Origin of the sequence: Pusillimonas sp. (genome assembly GCF_044464525.1) — a bacterium.
GTDB lineage: Bacteria > Pseudomonadota > Gammaproteobacteria > Burkholderiales > Burkholderiaceae_B > Pusillimonas.
In genome coordinates this window covers 1-19,721 of record NZ_JBIQLE010000015.1, presented here as the reverse complement: position 1 = coordinate 19,721, position 19,721 = coordinate 1, and the positions used below count along the sequence as shown (strand labels likewise).

At 61.1% G+C, this 19,721-nt stretch carries 15 protein-coding genes; 5 read left to right on the top strand and 10 right to left on the bottom strand.

The features are described 5' to 3' along the window. Nucleotides 1–15: 15 nt before the first annotated feature. From nirB to ACIY1O_RS09930, 10 genes are all read right to left on the bottom strand, one after another. Complete coding sequence (nirB, locus tag ACIY1O_RS09975; RefSeq protein ID WP_397474949.1) at nucleotides 16–2,571, bottom strand: nitrite reductase large subunit NirB; 2,556 nt, start codon at nucleotides 2,569–2,571, stop codon at nucleotides 16–18. Nucleotides 2,572–2,587: 16 nt separating this feature from the next. Then, nucleotides 2,588–3,418: a formate/nitrite transporter family protein gene (locus ACIY1O_RS09970; protein ID WP_397474948.1), complete on the bottom strand. Its 831-nt coding sequence runs from the start codon at nucleotides 3,416–3,418 to the stop codon at nucleotides 2,588–2,590. Between the two features lie 316 nt (nucleotides 3,419–3,734). Beyond that, nucleotides 3,735–4,313, bottom strand: a complete 579-nt coding sequence (locus ACIY1O_RS09965; RefSeq protein WP_397474947.1) for a disulfide bond formation protein B — start codon at nucleotides 4,311–4,313, stop codon at nucleotides 3,735–3,737. A 74-nt stretch (nucleotides 4,314–4,387) separates the two neighbouring features. Further along, complete coding sequence (locus tag ACIY1O_RS09960) at nucleotides 4,388–4,546, bottom strand: hypothetical protein (RefSeq protein WP_397474946.1); 159 nt, start codon at nucleotides 4,544–4,546, stop codon at nucleotides 4,388–4,390. Between the two features lie 176 nt (nucleotides 4,547–4,722). Then, nucleotides 4,723–5,484 (bottom strand): SDR family oxidoreductase, encoded by a 762-nt coding sequence (locus tag ACIY1O_RS09955; protein WP_397474945.1) that lies wholly within the window; start codon nucleotides 5,482–5,484, stop codon nucleotides 4,723–4,725. 41 nt (nucleotides 5,485–5,525) lie between these two features. Then, the gene (locus ACIY1O_RS09950; protein ID WP_397474944.1) at nucleotides 5,526–6,377 is read right to left on the bottom strand and encodes an intradiol ring-cleavage dioxygenase; all 852 of its coding nucleotides are present in this window, start codon (nucleotides 6,375–6,377) and stop codon (nucleotides 5,526–5,528) included. Nucleotides 6,378–6,547: 170 nt separating this feature from the next. After that, a complete protein-coding gene (locus ACIY1O_RS09945) occupies nucleotides 6,548–8,011 on the bottom strand; it encodes an NAD-dependent succinate-semialdehyde dehydrogenase (protein ID WP_397474943.1) in 1,464 nt (487 codons plus the stop codon). Between the two features lie 252 nt (nucleotides 8,012–8,263). Further along, a complete protein-coding gene (locus ACIY1O_RS09940; RefSeq protein ID WP_397474942.1) occupies nucleotides 8,264–9,169 on the bottom strand; it encodes a cation diffusion facilitator family transporter in 906 nt (301 codons plus the stop codon). Continuing rightward, entirely contained in the window at nucleotides 9,169–11,238 is a 2,070-nt protein-coding gene (gene metG, locus ACIY1O_RS09935) for a methionine--tRNA ligase (protein WP_397474941.1), read from the bottom strand. Before metG ends, ACIY1O_RS09940 begins: the two co-directional genes overlap by 1 nt. Before the next feature lie 145 nt (nucleotides 11,239–11,383). Next, nucleotides 11,384–11,632 carry a hypothetical protein gene (locus ACIY1O_RS09930; RefSeq protein ID WP_397474940.1) on the bottom strand — a complete coding sequence of 83 codons (249 nt, stop codon included), beginning with the start codon at nucleotides 11,630–11,632 and terminating at the stop codon, nucleotides 11,384–11,386. 90 nt (nucleotides 11,633–11,722) lie between these two features. Between ACIY1O_RS09930 and apbC the strand changes: the two genes are divergently transcribed. The 5 genes from apbC to ACIY1O_RS09905 form a co-directional block, all read left to right on the top strand. Then, on the top strand, nucleotides 11,723–12,808 hold the full coding sequence (gene apbC, locus ACIY1O_RS09925) for an iron-sulfur cluster carrier protein ApbC (RefSeq protein WP_397474939.1): 1,086 nt from the start codon (nucleotides 11,723–11,725) through the stop codon (nucleotides 12,806–12,808). Nucleotides 12,809–12,823: 15 nt separating this feature from the next. Next, nucleotides 12,824–14,596: an autotransporter assembly complex protein TamA gene (locus tag ACIY1O_RS09920; protein WP_397474938.1), complete on the top strand. Its 1,773-nt coding sequence runs from the start codon at nucleotides 12,824–12,826 to the stop codon at nucleotides 14,594–14,596. Nucleotides 14,597–14,604: 8 nt separating this feature from the next. Continuing rightward, nucleotides 14,605–18,408: a translocation/assembly module TamB domain-containing protein gene (locus ACIY1O_RS09915; protein WP_397474937.1), complete on the top strand. Its 3,804-nt coding sequence runs from the start codon at nucleotides 14,605–14,607 to the stop codon at nucleotides 18,406–18,408. Between the two features lie 76 nt (nucleotides 18,409–18,484). Next, nucleotides 18,485–19,054 (top strand): dCTP deaminase, encoded by a 570-nt coding sequence (gene dcd / locus ACIY1O_RS09910; protein ID WP_397474936.1) that lies wholly within the window; start codon nucleotides 18,485–18,487, stop codon nucleotides 19,052–19,054. A gap of 72 nt (nucleotides 19,055–19,126) precedes the next feature. Beyond that, nucleotides 19,127–19,721 (top strand): Orn/Lys/Arg decarboxylase N-terminal domain-containing protein (locus ACIY1O_RS09905; protein WP_397474935.1); only part of this gene is annotated, 595 nt, incomplete at its 3' end.

The window sequence follows — 19,721 nt, the reverse complement described above, 5'->3', positions numbered from 1 at the left end:
TTATGTTCCTTGCGGTTAGACAGTGTCTGCTGCCGGGGCAGCGCAACGTTTTTCTGCAGTGGCAGGTCGTGGTTGTTCGCGCTCGATGACATGGATAATGTGCTCGTCAGGGCGGTCGTCGTTGACTGAAGGACGAAAGCGCAACAATGCGTTCTCGTCCTTCAGCGTGCGCGCCCATTCGCATTCATATGCGTTCACCAAGGCTTGCATTTGGGCTTCCAGTTCTTGGGCGATACCCAGACTGTCCTGAAGGACAACTTGCTTGAGATAGTTCAGGCCGCCTTCCAGTTCCTCGCGCCAGGTAGCGGTGCGCTGTAGTCGGTCGGCGGTGCGAATGTAGAGCATCAGGAAACGATCGATGGCCTGTATCAATGCAGCATCGTCCAGATCAGTTGCCAACAGCTCAGCGTGGCGAGGCCGCATGCCGCCGTTGCCGCACACATACAGGCTCCAGCCATTCTCAGTGGCAATGACGCCAACGTCCTTGCTCTGGGCTTCAGCGCATTCTCGCGTGCAGCCGGACACGGCCATCTTCAGTTTGTGCGGCGCGCGCAGGCCCCGATAGCGTTCCTCGAGCCGAATGGCCATGCTTACCGAGTCTTGTACGCCGAAGCGACACCAGGTGTTTCCCACGCAAGATTTGGCCGTGCGTAAGGCTTTGCCATAGGCATGACCTGATTCAAATCCCGCATCCACAAGTTCCTTCCAGATAAGAGGTAACTGCTCTAGGCGCGCACCAAACAGGTCGATGCGCTGGCCGCCGGTAATCTTGGTATAGAGTGAGTACTTACGGGCAACTTCGCCAATCATGATCAGCTTGTTTGGCGTGATTTCTCCGCCCGGAATTCGGGGTACCACAGAGTAAGTGCCGTCCTTTTGCAGGTTGGCCAGAAAGGCATCGTTGCTGTCTTGAAGGGGGGCGTTTGCGGGCGATAAAACATAGTCGTTCCAGCACGAGGCCAGAATCGACGCCACCACCGGCTTGCATATGTCGCAGCCACGGCCCGTGCCATAGTGTTCGATCAGCGTATTGAAATCGCGGATGCCATGGACGCGCACCAGGTGATAGAGCTCTTGACGACTGTAAGCGAAGTGTTCGCATAAGCTGCGGTCGATTTCCAGTCCCAAACGCTTAAACTCGGAATCCAGTACTTGTTTCACCAAAGGCGCGCAGCCTCCACAAGTGGCGCCCGCCCGAGTTTTTGCCTTGAGGTCGCTTAGTGTTGTGCAGCCTGTGGCAATGGCGTCGCAAAGCGCCGCCTTGCTGACGTTGTTGCATGAACAGATCTGGGCGCTGTCGGACAGCGCATCGGCGCTTAGCAGGGGGACGCTGCCCGCCTGCGGGGCGATCAGCGTCGCAGGCTGTTCGGGTAGCGGCAGCTGGTTGCTGTAATACTGGTCCAGCACATTGAAGCTTGTGGTGTCGCCCACCAATACCGCGCCCAGCAACCGTTTTCCGGTTCTATCAAGGACTAGCTTGCGGTACTCGCCTGTTAAGGTATCGTTGACCAGGCAACAGATGCTGTCGGTAGTTTTGCCGTGCGCATCGCCGATCGACGCCACACCGACGCCTAGCAATTTAAGTTTGGTGGAGGGGCTGGCACCCGAAAATACAGGCTCGCTGCGGCCCAGCAGATGCGCAGCGCAAACGCGCGCCATGTCATAGCCCGGCGCCACCAAGCCGAAGGTCTGGTTCTGCCAACTGGCTGCGTCGCCTATTGCATAGATGTCGGGGTCAGAGCTTTGGCAATGGCCGTTAATGGCGACACCGCCACGTTCGCCGACGGCCAGTCCGCAGATGTTGGCCAAGTTGTCCGCAGGCCGAATCCCGGCCGAAAAGACAACCATGTCGGTCTCCAAAGTTTCGCCGTCGGCGAAGCGCAAGCGATAACGGCAGTTTTCACCTGCTTCGATGGCTTCGGTCTTCTTCGAAGTGTGGACCTGAATGCCCATGGCTTGTATCTTATCCCGCAGCAAGCGGCCGCCTTCTTTGTCGAGCTGCATCGCCATCAGGTGCGTCGAGTACTCGACGATGTGCGTTTCCAGTTTCAACTTCTTCAGGGCTCCGGCGGCCTCAAGGCCCAGCAGTCCGCCGCCTATGACCACGCCGCTGCGACTTTCGCATGCGCTTTGCTTGATGGTGTCGACATCGCGCAAAGTGCGATAGGACAAGCAATGAAGTTGGCTATAGCCCTGGGTTGGGGGAATATAAGGAATGGCACCGGTTGCGATGACGAGTCGGTCATAAGGATAGGTCTGGCCGTCTGCGCCGTAGACACGGCGATTGACGCGATCAATACCTGCCGCAGCTTGGCCTCGCAGTATCGTGATGCCGTGTTGTTCGAAGAAGCCTTCATCGCTCAAGGCGATGGCGGGGGCGCCATCAAAGCACTGGCTGAGCTGGATCCGGTCATAGGCAAGATACGGCTCTTCGCAGAACACGGTAATGTCATAAGGGCAGTTTTCGCTCGTCAGCTCTTCAAGCAGGCGGTGTCCCACCATGCCGTGGCCGATGATGATAAGCCGGGGTGTTTTAGCGCGAGAGGGTTGGTTGAATTCGAGGCGTGTCATAAGCGGGCTTCTTGGTTCAGGTGCGAGACGTCGGGGTTGCGGGGACGGCATCTTCCGTGGAGGAGTCGGACTGTTTCCTGGTCTTAAGTGCGGGGCTGGCGGCCCAGTAGGCACCGGCGACGAAGACAGCGCCGCCCACAATATTTCCGAGAGTCACCCAGCCCAAGTTCCAAGCCAGGCCGGCCAGACTCACTGTTTCGGGGTGTTGGCCGGCCAGGGCCAGCAAAAGCAGCGTCATATTGGCCACACAGTGTTCGAAGCCGCAGGCGATGAAGGCAAGCAGGCACCATGCGATGACGATGCAACGGGCGCTGTCTGAAGAAACTCGTGCCGACATCCACAGCGCAAGGCATACGAGCCAATTGCACAGCACTGCGCGGGCAAACAGGCTGCTTGCGTCTGCATTCATTTTTGCTGCGGCAGTTGTCATGACCAGGCTTTGCTCATCCGCTATCAGCCCACCACCACCAGCCATGGCAAAGAGCCCCACCAGAACAGCGGCGCCACACAAATTGCCTACCCAGCTTACCGTCAGCATGCGCGATGCTTCACCCCAGGTGCCTTGTCCTGCGTAGCGCCACAGTGACATGATCATGGTATGGCCTGTAAACAATTCGGCACCGGCAATGACCACGAGGATCAAGGCCAGACCAAAGGCAGCGCCCATGATCAGTTTTTGGAACTCTGCGGGCGCTTGTGCGCCCAAAGTGAAGATCAACAGAATTGCCACGCCTACGTAAGCGCCCGCCAGCATGCAGGCAATGAAGAAGCCCTGCGGGCTCTGCCGCAGTTGTGCCAGCTTCTTGTTTCCGGCGACCACAAAGCCGTCAATGGTGTTTTGGTACATGAGTGTGCCCTTTGTCGGATGGCCGAGGAACGTACGGCCGACATTGGGTATCACGCAACAAACGTGCCAAATTTTCGTCGAATAGGAGAAGGAAAGGAAAAGTACAGGTGAGGCCTGCCGTGAGGCCCTGCGGGTGCAAACCGCTGCAACTAATTTCGGAGAAAGAGTGCGCGCTTCAGCGCACTAATGCAGGGCGCTGCGCACCAACTCGAGACCGCCGGTTCTGTTTTTCGCTAACAAAAGCGGCTGTGCATTGCACATGTACAACGCCACGCGGGTTCGGTTTGGTTTGGTGGCTTTCGGCTTTCGGCGGGCGTCAGCTAAAAGAAAACAAGCGATAGTGCGTTGGATCGCCGTCAAGTTCCCATTGGAAGCCTTGCATGGCAAAGACCAGTACCCAGTTGATCAGGATCAGGGCGGCGATCAGCCACATGGTCCAGCGAGCGGCGGCGTGCCAGGCGTCGGCGGTGCGGTCCAGCCAGTTGGACAGTGCCACAGTAAGCGCCGAGCCGGCCATGCAGCAGAAGAACAGCACAAAGCCCCAGGTATAGAAATGCAGGCCCATGACTTCGCCGCCATAGCCCGGATCGCCCGGCAGGATATGAAGCAGCACTTGGCGCAACGACATGCTCATGCCAACGAGCGCGGCGAGTATGGTTAGGCCGTGGCCCAGCGCCACGTCTTGTATCGAGACGGTCTGTCGCTTGCCTATCTTCAACAAGATCCAGGTTTGCGCGACCAGCATGGCCAGCATGGCGAAACGTTGTAGCCAACACAGAGCACAGGGCAGGTCGTTGTTGAACAATTGGTGGTACAACGCCACGATCAGGGCGGCGCAAATCGCCCACGAGGTCAACAGGCTGGCGAAGCCATGGGAAAGAATCGCTTTTTTCATATTTATATTTATTGTTAGGCTTCGGCGCGGTGCGAATCAGGTTTGAGAGTGAGCTTGGCGGGATGCAGCGTTGCTTAGAACGATAGGTTCAGCGGCTGAGTGATATCGGTAAAGAAAAACCACGAAAGCACCACGATGGTGGCCAGACCAAGCCCGGCGAACCATGACATGGGTCGTTCACGCCAGGCAAGAACCAGACAGGCCATCAATAAAGCAGAAAGTACGGTTCCCATGGGTATCCTTATAGGTATGGGATTGTCGTTGCGCCGGACGGGCCGGCGGGCAAAGTATGCCGTGAATGTGTCACGCTATGCAAGTGAATTCGACGCGAAGTAACCAGCACAGCGTTATGCCTAGGAGCTATCCGAGGAAGGCTTGTCTAGCTGTTGGCAGAGCCCGTGTCGAGCTTTCACACTGTGGATTTCGAATCGCCGTCAATCGGAAACACTTGGCCGGAGATGGTCCGTGCATGCGGGCCGGCAAGGAATACTACTAGCGCCGCAATGTCTTCGGTACAGGTGAATTGCTTTACCGATTGATTGGCAAGTGCAGAGCTAGCCTCTTCATCGACGCTGCGGCCTGATGTCTTGGCACGATCTTCAAGGACAGACTGCAGGCGAGGCCCATCGACGGCGCCGGGATGTATGGAGTTTGCTGTGATGCCCAAAGGTCCCAACTCCATTGCCAATGTCTTGGCAAACCCGATCAAGCCCCATTTTGTTGTGGAATATGCGACACGGTTTGGATAGCCAAAGCGGCCCGCCAGCGATGACATGACGATGATGGAGCCCGCCGCGGATTTTTCGAGCAGGGGAATGGCCCGCTGCGTCACCATGAAGGTGCCGGTCAGGTTGACGTCGACGACGGCGTTCCAGGTATCCAACGGGTAACTTGAGACCGGGGCGGTGGCTCCGGCAATACCTGCATTGTTGACGAGAACATCCAGGCCGCCGAGCCGGCTTTGCACATCGCTGAACAGCGCATCCAGGTCGGTCGGCCTGGAAACATCGCCCACAGTGCCGCTGATGGCGGTGTTGTCGGCCGTGGCTTGCCGCAAGGCATCGGCGTCGATGTCCATGATGTGCACGCGGGCGCCTTGGCCGGCGAAGGCCTGGGCGATGGCCAGGCCAATGCCGCCCGCGCCGGCGGTGACGAGTACGCGTTGGGTCATGACTTTATTCCTGCGTCGAACGAGCGATCGGGGTTGCGGACTTAATTTTTCTCGTTGGGAACCAGCACGAAGTCGAAGTGCGAGTGCCACTGGGTTTCCGCGCCCTCGAGCTTTTCAAAAGGCGCGACCAATGTGTTCTTGACACCGAAGACCGCATCCGAGGTGATGTAGTAGTCATCGCCGACGAAGGTGTGAGTGACCAGCTTTTGGAAGCCGTCTGCCACGATCATGAAATGCATGTGGGCGGGACGGTAGGGGTGGCGCCCGAGGGCTTCCAGCATCTGGCCGACGGGACCGTCATCGGGAATGGGATAAGACACGGGTTTGATGCCCACGAAGCTGTACTTGCCGTCGGCGTCGGTGACGAAAACGCCCCGGTTGTTCCATTGGGGCTGGACGTCGGGTTGCTGTACATCGTAGTATCCGTCAGCGTTATCTGACCAGACGTCGATACGCGCACCTTTGATGGGGTTGCCGTCCAGGTCGAGGATGCGACCCTCGAACAGACAGGTTTCACCTTTACCATCGTGGGTGATCTTGGCGCCCATGGGCAGTTCGGGCGCGCCTTCGACATGGAAGGGGCCGAACACGGTGTTTTCGGTGGCGCCGGCCGGTCGCCGGTTGTTGATGGCATCGACAAGCATCGAAAAACCCAGCGCATCGCTAAGCAGAATGAACTCTTGGCGTTCTTTGCTGCATATCTGGCCTGTTCGCGTCAGGTAATCGATGGCGAATTCCCATTCTTCCTGGGTAAGGTTGATGTCTTTGGCGAAGGCATGCAAATGCTTGACCAAAGAGGCCATTACCTCTTTGAGGCGAGGGTTGATGTCTTCGCCCATGCGAACGTTGACGACATCGACGGAGTCTTTCTCACTGAAAAATGGGTATTTCATGGTTGTTTTTTTCTCGCGACTATTGATTATGGTTGTGTATCGTTATAGCGGTTTGCAACGCTAGAGGCTTGGTAGCGCATCTTGCAACAATGAGAAGAATACGACAATGTCGGAGCAGGGGCCAAGTTATGCACCTCAGGCCGCGCTGGCCGCCAGCCGCAAGCGTTGTGCTATACGCCGCCCAGCGCCAGGTATTTCAGATCAAGGTATTCGTCCAGCCCGTGCCGCGAGCCTTCGCGGCCAAGGCCGGAATGCTTGACTCCGCCGAAGGGCGCCACCTCGGTGGAAATGAGACCGGTGTTGATTCCCACCATGCCGTATTCAAGCGCCTCGGAAACCCGCCAGATGCGGGCCATGTCGCGGCTGTATAAGTAGGAGGCAAGGCCGAATTCAGTGTCGTTGGCTTGGGCGACGGCTTCTTCTTCGGTCTCGAAGCGCATCAATGCGGAAACGGGGCCGAAGATTTCTTGCCGGACCAGCTTCATGCCGGAGGTTATGCCTGAGAGCACGGTTGGCTGATACCAAAGCCCGCCCAATTTATGCCGCTGCCCGCCAGCCAGCACCCGTGCGCCTTTGGCTGTGGCGTCGGCAACCAGCTCTTCGACTTTGTCGAGTCCGGCCTGATTGATCAGCGGCCCTTGGACCACGCCGTCGTCCAGCCCCGAACCCACCTTTAGTTCCTTGGTGGCGGCTGCCAACTTTTGCGCGAACGCATCGTAGATTCCGCTTTGCACCAGGAAGCGGTTGGTGCACACGCATGTTTGCCCGGTATTGCGATATTTGGAGGCGACGGCGCCGGCCACTGCCGCATCCAGGTCGGCATCGTCAAAGACGATGAAGGGAGCATTGCCGCCCAGTTCGAGCGAAAGCTTTTTTAATGTGGGGGCGCTTTGCGCCATCAGTTGGCGGCCGGTTTCGGTTGAGCCGGTGAAGGAAAGCTTGCGCACGACGGGGCTGTCGGTAAGGGTCTGCCCTATGGGGCCGGAGTCGCCCGTGACTACGTTGAAGACCCCCGGCGGGATGCCGGCGCGTCCGGCCAACTCGGCCAGTGCCAGGGCCGAAAGGGGTGTTGCGCTTGCAGGCTTTACCACCATGGTGCAGCCCGCCGCCAGGGCGGGGCCCGCTTTGCGGGTGATCATGGCCGAAGGAAAATTCCAGGGTGTGATGGCGGCGCATACGCCGACGGGCTGTTTCAGCACGAGCAGCCGGCGGTCGGAGAACGGCGAGGGGATAATCTCGCCGTAGGCGCGCTTGCCTTCTTCTGCAAACCACTCTATGAAAGACGCCGCATAGGCGATTTCACCGCGCGATTCGGCCAGGGGCTTGCCTTGCTCCAGCGTCATCAGGCGGGCGAGGTCTTCCTGGTTCTGCATCAGCAGTTCATACCACCGATGCAGCAGGCGGGCGCGATCAGCGGCTGTTCGGGCGCGCCAGGCAGGCAGGGCGCGCTCGGCCGCGTCGATGGCCCGCTGGGTTTCGGCTGCCCCGGCACGAGGTACCTGCCCCACCGTGTTGCCGCTGGCCGGGTCGTGCACTTCGATGTATTGGCCGCTGTCGGCATCGGCCCATTGGCCGTCTATATAGCATTGTTCGCGATGTAGAAGCGGGTCGTTCAGATGGAGATCCAGGGTCATGGTTTCCTCTTTTGGGCGGATGCAGGCGCCGGTGGGGGACGCGGCGATTCGACTGTGGAACCGAATCCGTTTGAGTAAACAGCCGGTCAGAGCAGGCAAGAGATCATTTTGATTGTAAATCTCGAGGCACTCATGGCAAACAGCGCGGGGCAAGCCAGGCGATCACAACGTCGTCCATACGAGTAGCGGGCGACACCGGCTTGCGGTTCGGGGGGTTATCAGGGGGTGAAAGCGTAGGGTTTGCCGGCGGCGTTACTGGACAAACCGTGGATCGTTCGGGTCAACCGGGTCGAAATGAGTCATCACGTCAAGCACGGGCTCATTCTCCATGACCCGGGCGCGGGCCCGCACTGCGATCTCATGCCCTTCGGTGATGGACAGGCTGCCGTCCATCTCGATGTCGACCTCGACCCAGATCATGTCGCCCAGCTTGCGTGTCTTTAGATCATGAATGCCCAGCACGCCCGGCGTGGCGAGCAGGTGGCCGCGTATGCGGCTCTCGGTCTCGGTGTCGACGGCACGGTCCATCAGGTCGGCGAACGAGGTGGAAAAAAACTTCCAGCCCATGCGGGCGATCATCAGGCCCACAACCAGCGCCGCCAACGGGTCGGCCATGGGAAAGCCGGCCAGGTTGGCCACGATGCCCAGCGCCACCACCAAAGAAGAGGCCGCGTCCGAGCGCGCGTGCCAGGCGTTGGCGACCAGCATGGTCGAGCGGATGCGTCGGCCCACGCGAAGCATATAGCGGAACAGGGTTTCTTTGCAGCCGATGGCCAACAAGGCCACGACCAGGGCTGCCGGATGCACTTGCTGGATTTGGCCCGGCGTCTGCAGATAACCGAACGCCTTCCACAGCATGCCCGCGCCCACGCTCAACAGCAACACCCCCAGAATCATGGAGGCTGCGGTTTCGAAGCGCAGGTGGCCGTACTGGTGGTCGGCGTCCGGCGCCTTGCGGCTTTGTGCGTTGGCCGCCAATACGACCCCGTCGGCAAGCAGGTCGGAAAGCGTATGAATGGCGTCGGCAACCAGCGCCTGCGAATGAGCGAATACGCCAACGACAAGCTGTACAACGGTAAGCGTCAGGTTGGTAAATACACTGACAAGAGTGGCAGTGCGTCCCGCCCGGTACCGTACCGGATCGAGCCCGTTCTGCATTACGAGACGCGCATGCCCGGCTGGGCGCCGGGCCACGGTTCGAGAATGTAGATGCCTGGTTGCGCCGCCTCGTCGGCATGGCTGGCCGCCAGCACCATGCCTTCGGAAACACCGAAGCGCATTTTGCGCGGAGCCAGGTTGGCCACCAGCACGGTAAGCTTGCCGACCAGGTCTTCAGGCTTGTAGGCCGATTTGATGCCCGAGAACACCTGGCGGTGGCGCCCTTCGCCTGCGTCGAGGGTAAGGCGCAGCAGCTTGTCGGAACCTTCGACGGCTTCGCAGGCTTCGATGCGTGCGATGCGCAGATCGACCTTGGCGAAATCCTTGATGTCGATGGTGTCGGCAATGGCTTCGCCACCGGGGGTGGGCGCGGCCTGAGCGGGGGGCTCGAACAGCTCGTCGAGCATGGCAGGTTCTACGCGCTGCATCAGGTGCTTGAACTTCTGGATATGGCTGGGCAGCACCGAGGCATCTTCCCAACGATAAGACGAGGGATCGCCGAACAGTTCCCGTGCGACGCGTTCGGTGAGGGCGGGCAGTACCGGCGTAAGCATGACCGACAAAGCCTTGAAGCCCGCCAGAGCTCGAGAGCAGATATCCTGCAGGGTAGAGCGGCGCTCGTCGTCCGGTGCAAGGCCTTTGGCCAGTACCCAGGGCTGCGCCGCATCGAAGGCCTGGTTGACGGTGTCGGCATACGTCATCAGGCGGCGAATGGCGCGGCCGTACTCGCGCGCCTCGAAGTCGGCGCGTACCTGTTCGGTTACTGCGGCGATGTCGCTGGTTAGGGCGGTGATATCGCCCGTATAGCCGAGCCGGCCGTCGAAATATTTGCTGATGAAATTTGCCGCGCGGCTGGCGATGTTGACGTACTTGCCGATCAGGTCGCTGTTGACGCGGGCGACGAAGTCGTCAGGGTTGAAGTCGATGTCTTCAACGTGCGAATTGAGCTTTGCCGCAATGTAATAGCGCATCCACTCGGGGTTCATGCCGATTTCAAGATAGCGCATCGGCGAGATGCCGGTGCCACGGCTTTTGGACATCTTTTCGCCGCTGACGGTGATGAAGCCGTGAACATGAAGGCCGTCGGGCGTTTTGCGGCCCGAGAACTTGAGCATGGCGGGCCAGAACAAGGCGTGAAAGTACACGATGTCTTTGCCGATGAAGTGCACTTGCTCGGTGTCGCTGTCGGGGTCGAGCAGGGCGTCGAAATTAAGCCCCTGCTTTTTGCAGTAGGCCTTGAACGAAGCCAGATAGCCTACCGGTGCGTCCAGCCACACATAAAAGTACTTGCCCGGCGCGTCGGGAATTTCGATGCCGAAATACGGGGCGTCGCGCGAGATGTCCCAGTCGTTGAGATTGGCTTCGCCGCCGTCTTTGCCTGTGCCCAGCCATTCGCGGGTCTTGGCCAGCACCTCGGCCTGCAGCCGCTTGTTGCCCCGAACGTTGTTGCCGGCCGTCCATTCTTGCAGGAACTCTACGCAGCGCGGGTCGGACAGCTTGAAGAAGAAGTGCTCGGACGATTTGAGCACAGGCTTGGCCTTGGTGAGCGTGGAATAGGGCTCAATCAATTCTGTGGCGGCATAAACGGCTCCGCACGATTCGCAAGCGTCGCCGTATTGGTCTTTGGCGTGACAGGTAGGGCATTCGCCCTTCACGTAGCGGTCGGGCAGGAACATGCCTTTGACCGGGTCGTAAAACTGTTCGACGCTGCGCGAGCTGATGAAGCCGGCCGATTTAAGGCTTTTATAGATACCTTGTGACAGTTCGACGTTTTCGGGCGAGTCGGTCGAGTGCCAGTGGTCGAACTTGATCTGGAAGCCGTCAAGGTAGCGCGGGCGCTCGGCCGCGTAGCGGGCGACGAGCTCTTGCGGTGTGATCCCCTCGCTTTCGGCCTTGAGCATGATGGGAGCGCCATGGGCGTCGTCTGCGCCGACGAAGTGCACAGTGTGCCCCGCCATACGCATGGACCTGACCCAGATGTCGGCCTGGATGTATTCCATGATGTGGCCGATGTGAAAGGAGCCGTTGGCGTACGGAAGGGCAGTGGTGACAAATATCGTGCGCGACATGAACAATGCGTAAAAAAGGGTAATAGAAGACGCCCGTAGGGGCCTGGAAATGCACAATAGAACGGCCCTGGCACGCGGACACGCGCCAGGGCCGTTCTATTGTAATGAATCGCCGGGGGTTTGTTTGGCCTGCCGACGCCGCAGTTTATGGAATTTCGCGCATCTTGACGTCGACCACGTCGTCTTTGCGAAAGTGTGGCGGCCGGTTGCGGGGCTGGCGGCGTTCGTCCCAGTAGGCGCGCACGCCAAAGGGGCGGCCCTTGATGCGGGCGACTATGTACAGGACACCGATGGCGATGGCTGTGGAGACCATGAAAATGAAAGCCATGGCCATGCCGCACACCGCCAGGATGAGAAACAAGACGCCGCGGAGAATTTGTGAGAGTGTATTCATATCAGTTATGGACAGCCGATGCAGAAAATAATTCCCCGATCCGCTATTCTTGAGGTTCGAGTTGAGCGTTATTTTTTACAAGGCAAGAAAATGAGCATTACTTCTGAGCGGGTTAGCGCGGCGCTGGCCGAGGTTATTGACCCGGGGACTAAACGCAAGCTGGGGCCGGCGACCATCAAGAACAGCACGGTGCAACTGAGCGGAAGCGATCTAAATCTTACTTTAGCGCTTGATTACCCTTTATACAATGACCAAGCCGAATTGAAGAAACAGCTTGAAACGGCTCTGCAGGCGCTTGGGGTAACTTTGAGCGGCCTTCAGTTTACAACCCACATTCAAACTCATGCGGTCCAACCGGGCCTGCGGCCGCTGCCAAACGTACGTAACATCATCGCCGTGGCTTCGGGCAAGGGCGGAGTCGGCAAAAGCACCACGTCAGTCAACCTGGCGTTGGCCCTAAGCGCCCAAGGCGCCAGTGTGGGTTTGCTTGATGCCGATATCTACGGGCCCAGCGTGCCCATCATGCTGGGCGTGTCGGGCAAGCCCAAAAGCCTGGACAACAAGTCGATGGAACCCCTCGAGGGCCATGGCTTGCAGGCGAACTCCATTGGTTTCCTCATCGACCAGGACGCTCCGGCAATCTGGCGCGGCCCCATGGTCAGCCAGGCGCTCGAGCAATTGTTGGGCCAGACCAATTGGCGCGAGCTTGATTACCTCATTGTCGACATGCCGCCGGGCACCGGCGATATCGCCCTGACCTTGTCGCAGAAAGTGCCCCTCACCGGCGCTGTCATCGTCACCACGCCCCAAGATCTGGCGCTGGCCGACGCCCGCAAGGGGCTGCGCATGTTCCAGAAGGTCGATGTACCGGTATTGGGCATCGTGGAAAACATGTCGGTGCACGTGTGCTCAAACTGCGGACATGCCGAGCCCATCTTCGGAGAACATGGCGGACGCGACATGGCTGCCGAGTACCATTTGCCGTGGCTGGGCGCTTTGCCGCTAGCTATGGATATTCGTCTGCAAACCGATTCGGGCAATCCCACGGTGGCGGCCGACCCTGATGGCCCGGTGGCTCGCATTTACCACGAGATTGCGCACAAGGTAGCCCTGCAAGTGGCTGCGCTTCCGCGCGATTTCTCGGCCAAGATGCCTACCGTCGTCGCCAGACACTAAGCATTCCGGTCATCGATGCGTCTGGCGATTGCGTCCACCGTCCTGGCGTTCGGTCTTGCCCAGCAAGCGCTGGCGGCTACGCCCGAGGTCACGATCGACCCCGGCGGCGTGCCGCCCGAGGCGTTGCAATCCATCATGGGCGCGGTAGAGGCCATCACCCGCCTGGCCGACGACCAGGACGGCGGAGAAGTCTCCCGCCTGCGTCGCCGGGCGCGCGATGCGACCCTGTCGGCGCTTGAAACCCAAGGCTATTTCTCGGCCGTGGTCGATCTCGAGGTGGGCTCCGACGTGGTGGGCGAAACCTGGGACATCACCATAGAACCTGGGCCGCGTGCCCAGGTCGACGCGGTCGACCTGAGCTTTTCGGGGCAGATCGCCACGCCGGAGTTCACCGGCCGGGTGGACGCCCTGCAAGAGGCCTGGCCCTTGACCCAGGGCATGCCCTTCGTCAACGAAGACTGGCACCAGGCCAAGAACGCCTTGATGGACGAGGTCAGCCGCAAGGATTTCTACCTTGCCCGCATGACCGCCTCGCAGGCGACCATCCTGGCCGATGAGGCCCAGGCCGACCTGCACGTGGCGGTGGACAGCGGCCCGCGCGTGCGGATGGGCGAAATGACGGTTCATGGGCTGAGGCGCGTGCCCCGCAAGCTTATCGACCGCTATGTCAGGTACACGCCGGGCGATCCCTACGATCAAGACCTGCTTGACGAATGGCAGCAGGCGCTGGACGCCACCTCGTTTTTCCGGGGCGCCTTCGTCATGCTGGAGGACGATCCAGAGCACCGCTACACGCGGCCCGACGGCGAGGTCGAGATGCCGCTGGCGGTGCGCGTCACCGAAGCGCCGGCGCGGCGCCTGTCCGGTTCACTGGGCGTGGATAGCGACAATGGCGTGCGGATCGAGGGCCTGTATCGGCAGAACGTGGTGTTTGGCCAGCCGGTCTGGATCGAAACGGGCTTCGGGGTGGACAGGCGGCGTCAACGGGCTTTCTACGACGTGCACTTTGCTCCGAACGAGCGCGGCTATCACGATAGCGTGGGCGTGCTTTTCAACCATTCCGACATCGAGGGGCTGGACAACACCCGCTACGGCCTGGGCTGGAAGCGGATGCAGCAGCGCAAGGCGGCCGGTGACAGCCGGGTCGAGTACGAAACCCAGTGGGGCCTGATCGCGGCTTACGACAAGACCCGCATCGAGGGGGCCGAAGACTACGAAGTGCCGTCGCTGGTGGCCACGTGGCAGTGGCTGCGCCGCGACGTCAACGACAAATACGATCCGCGTGAGGGAAATCTGTTTGATTTCGGCCTGGGCACAGGGGTGACCCTGGACAAGGGAGAGCCCTTTCATCGCGCAAGCCTGAGGGCGCAGCAGTGGTGGCCCGTGGGCAAGCGTGACGTTCTTACTGTCCGGGCCGAGGTCGGCAAGGTGTGGTCCCGCACCTCCCGGCTGCCCGAAGATTTCGGCTTTCGCACCGGGGGGGCGCGCACCATACGGGGCTATCGCTTCCAGAGCATAGGCTTGCCCCGGGGCGAGGCCACCATCGGCGCGCCGGCGATGGCGGTGGCCAGCGTCGAGTACATCCGCTATTTCACCGAGAGCATCGGCATGGCCGTGTTCGTTGACGTCGGCGACGCCACCGAATCATTTGGCGATATGGACCCGGCTTTCGGATACGGCCTGGGCGCGCGCGTGCGGACGCCGGCGGGGCCCTTCGGCATCGATGTGGCCTACGGCCAGCGCGACCGCAGGCTGCGGCTGCATTTTTCGCTGGGGATAGCGTTTTGAACAGGCCCGTGCGTTGGTTGCTGTTGTGGGTGGGGCCGGCCCTGATCCTGCTGCTGGTCGCGGTTTGCGGCTTTCTGGTCTGGACGATCGGCTCGGAGCCCGGCACCCGCTGGGCGCTGCGCACGGCCGTCCATCAGCTTGACGGCCGGGTCGCGGGCATCGAAGGTTCGATATGGCGCGGCTTGAGGGTGCGCGAATTGAATTTGAACCTCCCGGCCGCCGACATACAGATCAAAGATCTCGAGCTGCGGGTCGAATGGCGCGAGCTGCTCGACCATCGGCGCCTGCGGGCAACCAATCTGTCGGTGGGCCTGCTGGATATCGACGTGCTCAACGATGCCGAGGAAGAGCCGGCCGGCGAGCCTTTCTCCGTGCCGGCGATCCCGTTTCGCGTTGCGCTCGACCGCTTCCACCTGGGCCGGCTCGACGTCAAGCTCGACGGAGAGCCGCTGTTGCTGGACGTGCGCGACCTGGAAGCTTCGCTGGCTCTTACCGAAAGCGATGCCCAGCTCGTGTTCCAGAACCTGAACCTGGGGCGCGACGGCATCCAGGCCGACATCAAGGGCGAGTTCCGCCTGCTCGAGCTGGCCGATCCCTGGCCCCTGGCGCTGTACATTGAAACCCGCGCGCATAGCGATGAGCCCAACTCTCCCCTGTGCCTGCGGCATTTCATGCCCGACCTGCCCACGGCCGTGCCGGTGGTGGGCAGGTCGCAGGCGGAGGACGAAGACACGCCCGCCGCCGACGCGCAGGACGGCCGGGAAAGCACCGACGACCCGGACGAACCGCACAGCCCTCATCCCTTGACGGATCTGGCCGGCATCAGCTCGGCGTGCGCGCTCGATCTGCGCATCGACGCCAAGGGAAGCCTGGACGAATTGGCGCTCGATCTTGCCGGAGAGGGCCAGGATCTGAATCTCGACCTGCATGCCGTTCTGACGCCGCGCGCGGGCTTTCCCTTGAAGCAGGGCAGGCTGGATCTGAATCTGGCCGACGGCTCGTCGTTGACCGCGGATATCGCCTGGAACATTTCCGAACGCGACGGCATGGCCCAGGATCATGTCGTGGGGTGGCTCGCCGCCGACAAACTGAACTTTCAACTATTGGCGGGGGATGCGGTTCCTCCCGGGCTGCTGACCGCCAAACTCGACTTCGACGCGCAATTGCTCGATCACCGCGAACCCTTGTCGGCCACCCTCGATCTGACGGTCGATCCGGCGTCGCGCTGGAATGAGCAGCAGCTGGCCGGCGGCGTCCAAGCCGCGGTCGTCAACGTGGCGCCGCTTGCCCAGCGGCGCGGCGAACTGGCGGCCGGCACCTTGTGGCAAAGCCTGCAACTGCCCGAGCTTCATGTGGACCTGGCCCTGGGCGAGCACAAGCTGAAGGCGGAAGGGTCGCTGGGCCTTCCGGGCAGCCGTGTCGACCTGGATGCCGCCGTGTCCCGATTGGCCGACGTGTGGCCGGGGTTGCCAGGCGGCGCAAGCATGCAGGGCCGGCTGGGCGGCACGCTGCCGCAACACGAGCTGGACCTGCGGGCGGTTTACACGCCGGACGAGTCCGAGCCGGACAAGGTCGGCAGCGCACCGGCCGAGGCGCATGTGGCCCTCCAAGGAGCTTGGGGCGTCTTGGCGTCAGAGGGGGGCAGAGAAGGCTGGCACGGCAGGCTGACAACGCTGGATGCGTCTCACGCCGGCCTGGGGCTGGATATAGGCGCCCCCCTCGAACTTTCCTTTGTTCCGGGCATCGCTACGCCGGGCGTCGCAGCAACGGACGGTACAGCAACGGACGGTACAGCAGCGGACGGCACGGCAACGAATGGCACAGCCGTCGCGGCCCAGTCGGGTGCGGGCGCGGGCGACGCCGATCCGAACAGCATGATGGACGATGCCGCCCCTGTCGCCGCAGCACCCTCGCCCGACTGGGCGTTGCGCATCGGCTCGACATCGCTCGGAATCAGCCTGCCATCGGGCAGCGAAGCCGTGGTCAGGCACGAGCGCACCCATCTGGCTCCCGGGCGCTGGGAAACCCGGGGCGGGGTCGACAGGCTGGTCATGTCGCGTCCCATCGTGCGGGAATTGCAGGCCTTGATTCCCACCGAATCCGACGACGGGCGCGGGCGCGTCATCGTCGCCGATGACGACAGGTATTCCACGGTCGAGATCGTCTTCGATGCCGATTGGGATCTTCGGTTTGCGGGCGCTTTGGCGGGCTCGGTCGACGTGCGCCGGCTGTCGGGCGATTTCATCGTTCCGGCCGAGCCCGAGTTTCCGCTGGGTCTCCAGAACCTTGACCTGCATCTGACAGCCACGCCCACAAGCGCTTCGGCAAGCCGGATTGCGGCCGAGCTCAACGTCTCCACAGAGAAGATGGGCGGGATCCGTGGCACGGCGGGCGCCGTTTTGCGCAGTCCGCCGGAAGGCGGCTTCGTGCTGGACGCCACGCCGCGCACTTTCAACCTGGTTGCTGACCTCAATGACCTGGGCTGGGCCAGTTTCTTTACCGGCGACGCCATGGACATCGGCGGCATGTTGCACGCCGACGTTCAGGGCAGCGCCCGGGCGGACGGCAGTTGGGAAACGCAGGGCACGGTCACGGGCCGCGAGATCCGCGTGGTGCGCATCGACGATGGGGTGAGGCTGCTCGACGGCGAGCTTTCCGCCCGGCTGGAGGGCGACCGCGTCATCCTGGAAAGCCTGCGCTTTCCGGCCAGGTTGCGGGTGACCCCGGACGAGTGGCGTACGGCCGAATGGGTGTCGACCAACCCCGATGCCAAGGACGGCAGCCTGACCCTGAGCGGAAGCTGGAGCCTGAGCGAATCGGTGGGCGAAGTGGACATCGACCTGTACCGCTATCCCATTTTGCAGCGCTCGGATCGATATGCCATGGTCACCGGCAAGTTGCGCGTCGATGCCCCCTTGCCGCTGTTTTCCCTGACGGGTGAGCTTACCGCCGATGCCGGCTGGATAGACCTCGACATGCTCAGCAGCGTTCCCACGGTGGACAGCGACGTGGTCGTGATACGGTCCGGCGAAAAGACGCCCGAGGCCGGCCCACCCATGGATATCGAGCTGGACCTTTCCATTGACCTGGGCCCGCGCTTCTACATCACGGGGTATGGCGTCAACTCGGGCCTGGTCGGGCAAATGCGGCTGTTGATGCGCCAGGGCAAGCTTACCGCCGAGGGGGCCTTGCGCACCCGGGGCGGCGCCATTGAAGCCTACGGGCAGCGCCTGCAACTGCGGCGCGGCACCATTACATTCCAGGGCGACGTCGCCAACCCGGTGTTGAACATCGAGGCCCTGCGCACCGGCGGGGCGGTAGAGGCGGGCGTGCGGGTTGCCGGCACGGCCAAGAGGCCGCGCATCGACCTGGTGTCCTACCCCGACGTCAGCGACGTGCAGAAACTGTCCTGGTTGCTGCTGGGCCGGGGGCCCGACGATTCGGGCGGCGATGCGGCGCTGCTGTTCTCGGTGGGCACCTCCTTCCTGGGCGACGGCGAGCCCTTCTACCGCAAGTTCGGCATCGACGAACTGACCATGCGTTCGGGCGAGCTGGGCAGCACGGGCAGCATTCTGCCGGTCGAGAGCGTGGTCCGCGGGCTGGATAGCGGTACCAGCAATATCGAGAACCAGTTCGTGGTGGCCAGTCGGCGCATCACCGACGGAATCACGGCCAGCATCGAACAGGCCTTGTCCGACACTGGTACCGTGGGCCGTTTAAGCTATCGTCTGGCTCGGGGCTTGTCGGCCCAGCTTAGCGTGGGAACGGTAAACGGCATTGCCTTGATCTACCGGACATTTTTCCTCGATTGAGCTTTTGCGGCCGGCGCGCGCCCGTCGGCCATGGCGAAGGGATAAAATAGGCGCCCTCGTTATAAGGGAATGGGCAATGGGTATTAAAAGTGATCGCTGGATTCGTGAAACCGCGCTGAAGCACGGCATGATCGAGCCTTTCGAGCCGGGTCAGGTAAGACATGCGGCCGACGGCTCGCGCATTGTCAGCTATGGCACCAGCAGCTACGGTTATGATGTGCGTTGCGCCGACGAGTTCAAGATATTCACGAACATCAACTCCACCATCGTCGACCCCAAGGCTTTCGACGAAAAGTCGTTCGTCGATTTCCAGGGAGATGTCTGCATCATTCCGCCCAATTCGTTCGCGCTGGCCAGAACGGTCGAGTACTTTCGCATCCCGCGCAGCGTGCTTACCGTTTGCCTGGGCAAAAGCACCTATGCTCGCTGTGGCATCATCGTCAACGTAACGCCGCTTGAGCCTGAATGGGAAGGCCACGTCACGCTCGAATTTTCCAACACCACGCCTTTGCCCGCCAAAATCTATGCCGGCGAAGGCTGCGCGCAAATGTTGTTCTTTGACGGCGACGAGGTTTGCGAAACTTCGTATCGTGATCGGGGCGGCAAATACCAGGGGCAGCAAGGCGTAACCTTGCCGCGTACTTAGAGCCGGTGCTGCTGTCTCTTCAGTTTCAGTAGCCCTTGCGGTTTGTTTCAACAGGCTCCAGGGAGTCACAGCATGAAATTTCGTTTTCCCATCGTCATCATCGATGAAGACTATCGCGCCGAGAACACCTCGGGGCTCGGTATTCGGGCGCTTGCCGCAGCCATCGAGGCCGAGGGCGTCGAAGTGTTGGGCGTAACCAGCTACGGCGATCTCAGCTCGTTTGCCCAGCAGCAAAGCCGCGCAAGCGCGTTCATCTTGTCTATCGATGACGAGGAATTTGATGTCGATTCACCCGAAGACGTGGCCAATGCCATCAAGAATCTGCGCTCTTTCATTGGCGAGCTGCGTTTTCGCAACGAAGACATACCCATCTATCTGTATGGCGAAACCCGCACTTCGCAACATATTCCCAACGATATTCTGCGCGAGCTGCACGGCTTCATCCATATGTTCGAGGATACGCCCGAGTTCGTGGCGCGCCACATCATCCGTGAGGCGCGCTCTTATCTTGACGGCCTGGCGCCGCCGTTCTTCCGTGAGTTGGTCAAGTACGCATCAGATGGGTCGTATTCCTGGCACTGTCCGGGGCACTCGGGCGGGGTGGCTTTCCTGAAGAGCCCGGTGGGGCAGATGTTCCACCAGTTCTTCGGCGAAAACATGCTGCGCG